Source organism: Leptospira mayottensis 200901116, assembly GCF_000306675.2.
GTDB lineage: Bacteria > Spirochaetota > Leptospiria > Leptospirales > Leptospiraceae > Leptospira > Leptospira mayottensis.
Window position 1 is genome coordinate 329,001 of the sequence record NZ_CP024871.1, and the last position, 6,000, is coordinate 335,000.

The 6,000-nt window shown below is 37.5% G+C and carries 3 protein-coding genes and 2 pseudogenes (1 of these 5 cut by a window edge); 2 read left to right on the top strand and 3 right to left on the bottom strand.

The window, feature by feature from the left end:
* Positions 1–132 precede the first annotated feature (132 nt).
* A pseudogene (locus LEP1GSC190_RS01515) lies at positions 133–940 on the top strand (IS5 family transposase).
* Here the strand turns inward: LEP1GSC190_RS01515 and LEP1GSC190_RS20670 are convergent.
* Positions 938–1,042 (bottom strand): annotated as a pseudogene (locus LEP1GSC190_RS20670) (histidine kinase); the annotation flags it as partial. The pseudogenes LEP1GSC190_RS01515 and LEP1GSC190_RS20670 overlap by 3 nt on opposite strands.
* 197 nt (positions 1,043–1,239) lie before the next feature.
* Complete coding sequence (locus LEP1GSC190_RS01520; protein ID WP_002745713.1) at positions 1,240–2,334, bottom strand: IS110 family RNA-guided transposase; 1,095 nt, start codon at positions 2,332–2,334, stop codon at positions 1,240–1,242.
* Between the two features lie 369 nt (positions 2,335–2,703).
* On the opposite strand from LEP1GSC190_RS01520, the gene sph reads away from it, so the two are divergent.
* Positions 2,704–4,398 carry a sphingomyelin phosphodiesterase gene (gene sph / locus LEP1GSC190_RS01525; protein WP_002745735.1) on the top strand — a complete coding sequence of 565 codons (1,695 nt, stop codon included), beginning with the start codon at positions 2,704–2,706 and terminating at the stop codon, positions 4,396–4,398.
* 240 nt (positions 4,399–4,638) lie between these two features.
* On the opposite strand, the gene LEP1GSC190_RS01530 is transcribed toward sph, so the two are convergent.
* Positions 4,639–6,000, bottom strand: the 3' portion of a protein-coding gene (locus LEP1GSC190_RS01530; protein WP_002745778.1) for an adenylate/guanylate cyclase domain-containing protein. 2,832 nt of this gene lie beyond the right edge of the window; only the last 1,362 of its 4,194 coding nucleotides appear in the window; its start codon lies off the right edge, out of view — the gene reads right to left on this strand; its stop codon occupies positions 4,639–4,641.

Consider the following 6,000-nt stretch of genomic DNA (forward strand, 5'->3'; position numbering starts at 1 on the left):
AAGCAGTTGTTCAATTTCTATATACGACATCTCTATAAAATCCAAAGATAACGGTTATAGAAATCAAATTTCTACTTAGAGGTTGTCCCAAAACCTCCTTGTACTTGTAGTCTCAGGAAATAGATATGACATATGAAATCAGATTTAGGTCATTTAGATATCCCTGAAGAGATTTGGAAACGCCTTCATCCCTTGCTACCAAAGCGTAAAACAAACTCCAAGAAAGGAGGTCGTCCTCGGCTTGATGATAGAGTGGCGATGGCCGCAATATTTTACAGGGTAAGAACAGGAATTCAATGGAGATATATACCTCCGATGTTCGGTTCAAAATCAACGTTACATAGAAGATTTCAGGAATGGGTAGCCAGCGGAGTTTTTGATAAAATTGAAAAAGAAGCATTAAAACTTTATGAGCGCACTGTTAAAATTAGAACTAAAAGAATGGCATCTGATGGTAGCTTCGCAAGAGCTCCCAAAGGGGGGCTTTCACGGGTCCAAACCCGACGGATCGCGGCAAAAGAGGCCTTAAAAGGCATATTCTCGTCGATCGGCGTGGAGCACCTGTAGCTTTTGTAATCGCTTCGGCAGGAACTCACGATTCTAAATTACTTTTTCCTACTTTAGAAAAGTTCAAAGTATTTAGAAACAAAAAATTGCTTAAACCAGAAATCCTTTCTTTAGATAAGGCTTACTCTAACAAAACGATTAAGAACAATTTAAAAAGAAGAATATTCAATATCGAATTCCAAATAAAAAGAATGCGAGAAATCCTGAATGGATTGCTCCGCTAAATCCTTTTAGATGGACAGTCGAACGTACTTTTGCTTGGTTTAATGCATTTAGAGCCATAAAAACTTGTTGGGAATTCAAATTTGAAAATTATAAGGCATTATTCCAAATCGCATTTGCTATCATTTTAATTAGAATGTCCTGGAAATAGGTTTTGGGACAAGCTCTGATATGGCGCCCCCATCCGGAGCCGTAAATATTTTTTCGCATTTTTTTTAATCACCCAATAATTTAACTCGTTAGAGAAAAGCATTCGCGACGATTGATCAGACTGATATTCGCGGGTTGGATACCGCAGGATAATCTATACATCGGGAGCTGTTCTTAGTCTTAAAACGAAGGTCAACTTTGAAATTCAAATTTGCTTCAACACTGAGCCAACAAGTATTCCTCCTTTATCGTACATCTTCTCTAACGAATTCAATTATTGGATGAAACATTACTCTAACTCTATGCAACCAGATTCATCGCCGCCCAAAGAAATCCGGATAACTCTCTTGAAACTGCCGTTATCATTACCTGAGGAGTTTTTCCTCTTTGCTGTAGATTACGAAACTTCTTGTGTAATCTGAGAGATGCTTTTTCCGCCAAAGCAACAACTAACGCAGGTTGTCCCGATCTACGTGCGGTTACAATTTTACTTCCTGTTCCAGGGAAACGATGTTGCCAAGCTGCTTCTGTCAATATTCTTCGAAGTCTGGGGCTTCCAGTTTTTGTTATCCCTGTTTGTTTTCTTTTGGAACCGCTGGAATATTCTCCCGGAACAAGTCCAAGAAAACTCATGAACGAACCGGCTGTTTTGAATCGTTTGAAGTCACAAACCTCACAAAGTAAAAACATTGCGGTTAGATAATCCACTCCTCGGAAACATCTTAATATTCCTACTTTCTCTCGATACGGTTCACTTTCCGCTATCTCTTGTATTCTCTTATCCATCGCTTTTAAATTCTCTTCTTGAACTCTTACTCGACTATAATAGTCGTTAAACGTCTCTTGAAGGATCTCGTTGTTAAACTGTAGATTGTTCAACCATTTGTTATGACTGACTGTCCAATACTTTGTTGCTGAGTAAGTTATACCCTTTCTTAATAAGAATTTCATTAACCTTTGACGATTCCTTCCTAAATCCAAACGAAGGCTGTCACGGGATCTCAAATAATCTCTTACCGCTTCGTCCTCTTCACTCGGTACATGAATCGATTCTAATTCTTCACTTCGTAATAATTTTGCTAACTTGATCGCGTCTCTCTTATCCGTTTTGATCTTATCCGAGCTTTGTCTTGGTATCTTTCCTGGCGCTACAAGGATACAGTTCACTCCCAAAGACTTTAGATTTCTGTAAAGTGGATAACCGGTTACTCCCGCCTCGTAACAACTATGTATCTCGTTCCATTCTGATTTTAGTTTATTGACGAACTTTTTGATCTGAACCTCATTATGTTTTATCTGCTGTTCTTTTACTATTTCCTTTGTATTGTTCGTTAAACACGCAATTCTAATCGTTTCTTTGTGGACATCCATTCCTACATATACTTTTCTTTTCATTACGTTCCTTCTGTTGGTTTTCTTGTTTTGTGGTAAATGCTTGCATCTAACCCACGCTTTTCAAGCCCAGAAGGGGCGCCATTTTGTCTTAAGATCGTTATTTGGTAACTATCACACAATAAAAAATGCATTCTAAAGTTTTGGAACAAATTTTTAATTCCAAATACAGAACCTTATACGTCTTCAATAGACAAACCGAATAATTTAATATTTTCTTTTTGGGGAATAGAAAAAAGAAAAACATTTTTAAGGTGTGTCTCTTAAGTAGTGCTCTGGATTTGTCCTTTTTAAAATATTCTTCATAAAATATTGTTTTTTTTAATTTGTGTATAGTAATATCGAAAGCAATTTATAAATGGAGGGTATTTGATGAAATTGAAGCGAAAATTTTTTCAAAACATATATAAAAAGCCGAATGAATTTAAAAATGGAAAATTTTTTATAAGTTATTTCCTTTTCTTGTTTTTTTTAAACTGTATTCCCGATGAGCGACCGACTTATAACAGTTTGTTAACTTCTTTCTTCTTCACTCCGAAGGATCAAAGCATAGAATTTACAAATACCAGTTCAACGAGAATATCCGATTCTGACGAAGATTTAAATGTTCTCAGCTACAATCTTTTCTTATATTCGAAAGAAGACACATATTTCGGATATTGGGAAGAGGAAGAAAGGGCAGAACTTCTTGCAAAATCAAAATTCATGAAAAATCAGGACGTTATCGTGCTTGAGGAAGCGTTCGATATGAATGCACGAAATATACTCCTAAACAATCTTGCTTTGGAATATCCTGATCAAACCGACGTAATCGGAAAAACACGGGATGGTTGGAACCAAACTCTCGGAGATTTTAGACAAAACGTCAACAACGGAGGGGTTGTTGTTTTAAGCAAATGGCCTATTCAAGAAAAAATACAATATATCTTCAAGAATCATGGATGCGGTAATGATGCACTCTATGATAAGGGATTTGCTTATGTAAAAATTAAAAAAGGAGATCGGATAATTCATATCCTAGGAGTGGATACTCAATCGCAGGATTCTGCATGTTCCGATTTGGGAGTAGGCGCAAGAACCGATCAGATTGCTGAAATCGGAAAATTTATCAGTTCAAAACAAATACCGAAGAAGGACATCGTGTTGATCGTGGGAAGTCTGAATGTGGATAAGAATAATAAATTTTATTATCAAAAAATGCTTACTGTACTAAAAGCAAACGAGCCAAATTATGCTGGAATTCCTTTTACATGGGACCCTAAAAAGAACAAAATCGCCGCTTATAATAATAGCTATTATTCCTGGAACTGGACCCCGAACTACGGAGAATATATACTTGTTTCCAAAGACCATTTTCAATTCCCGGTTTGGCAGAATTTAGCGTATGATCCTATTTCGCCGACTACTTGGAAAAGATTGAATGGATATACAAGTTACGAATTTTCCGATCATTTTCCAATTTATGGTTTTGTTTATGCTGATCCTTCCACTCCTACAAAGTCCGGCCACAGGAGAAAATACGATCAAGTTTCCTTAATAGCCAAATATACGGGAAAGGCGGTTCAAGCGGATCATAATAGGCCGGATGGATGGTTAAAAGCGGATGGACCTGTGGAAGAAAAGGGAACAGAATTTACAAAGTTCAATTTATTGCAAGAATACGATCCGGATTCGGATACCTTTTGTATGTTAAGCGGACGTGTCAGAATCGAGTCCTCTCAATATTTAAATTATTTTTGGACTTGGTGGCTTCAAGGGGGAGCCGGTAACTATGCCTACTATCCCAAGTTCGATAATGGTTCTAAACTACTTGAAATGATAGTAACGAATCAAGGATGTTTGAAGGATGGAGATTCGGTCGTATTCAAAGATTTTGATATTTACGGGAAATATTATTATTTTCTTGTGGTTTGGGACAGAGGAAGTTGGAAAGACTATATCTATCTTTGGTATGAAAATGCCCAACCTAATTCATTCTTTAACGTTAAACTAAATACTTCACCCGAGAGAGATTGGAGTAAAGATCTAATTTATCATAAACTTGGAGGCCGGTCCTTTTCATTGTAACTGATTTACGGATGTAGTAGGGTCATTTTAAATAAGATCTTATGATCTTACTACATCTTTATATAATCGTCTTTTGAATTTGAAGCTTGCCACAAAAGCGTCTAATGCGGAAGTTTAAAAACGAAAAAGACGTTCAAAAGTTCATAAATTATCTCGTAATCTGTGGAAACTACTTGCGAACTTATGAATGATTGAAGCAGATTTACTTTAAGGTTTTGGGACGGACTTTGAAGCAAAAATTCAAACAATCGAACTTTCTTCCAAACGTTTTAAATCCGCTTTAGCTTCGAGTTGTTGTAGAATTCCTTTTGCGACCGAAATACGATTTTTATCTTCCAGAAGCAGCCCGGCCTCATACAGCGCAGTCGCGTATTCCCATTGATTTAACGTGTTGGACAAAAAGGATTCAGCTTTTTTAAAAATGGCTTCCGCACTTTTTCGATTGCCGTCGTGTAACTTCAATTTTCCTTTAAGCATCAAAGCAGGACCATAAAGATAAGGAAGAGATTTTCCGAGTTTTAAACTGTGTTTTAAACCGTAATTGATGATTTTATCCAAACTATTATCACCTAACTCTCTTTTTGCATAAAGAGCGGCTTCCGCGAGATAAACGTTTCCGATTTGAAGTTGAGGGAATTTTACTTCACATTTTAGAAATCCCGCGTAACTTCTTCTAGACCAATATGCGGCTTTTTCAGGCCAACCTTCGAGTATTGTGAGTTTCAACAATTTATTGATAGTAGAAAGTTCATTCATTACGTCGTTTTCTAAAGCCGCTCTTTCGACTTCGATTAACAATTTTTTTTCTAATTCGAGAGGTTCCATTTCGCCGAGAAGATATCCGAGGTATGGAGACCAGATTCGGGTCCATCGGAGTTGTAACTGAGCGCCTAAATCGCTCGCGAGTTCCCCAATATCGTCGAAATATTTCTTTGCGGTTCTAAAATCGGATTGAAGATAATAAAGGAAACCGCCCGAAGAAAGTGCCGAAAGTAGATCCCATTTTTCGCCGACTTGGCGGTAAATCGAAATTGAATCGTGAAGAAAAGGAAGTCCTAAATCCGAACGGTTGCGCATCATGTAATACGCGCTTTGTACCAAAATACTGATCGCTTTTGCGTAAGGATCTCCCGTTTTTTCGGCCAGTTCTCTTCCTCTGATCAGAAAATATTTTGAGGGTCCGAAAAGATTCATTCCGACAAAAACCTGACCGAGTGCGCATTCCGCGAGAGATTGGCGTACTGGATCTTCAAATCTTTGTGTCGCGTTGTATTGCGTAAACACTGACCAACCGAATTTTTTAATGTCTTTCATGATGTATAATTTGGCTAAAGTAGTCAAAATGATACATCTAAGTTTCAATCGTTCTGTTTTGTTCGAGGAAGTATAAGAAGAACCGAATATAGAAAAACGAAGAACAAAAGAAAGTTGTAATACGATTTTGAATATCGTATCCGGTCTACTTCCCGGCGGACGGATGCCCGTAATACGAAGGGCCTTTTCTAAGGTGTCCATCGCGCGGGAAATGTCGTCCTGTTCTTGATAGACCTGACCCAATCCCGTATAAGAGCGAATCAAATTGAGTGTGGATTTGTTTTCCAA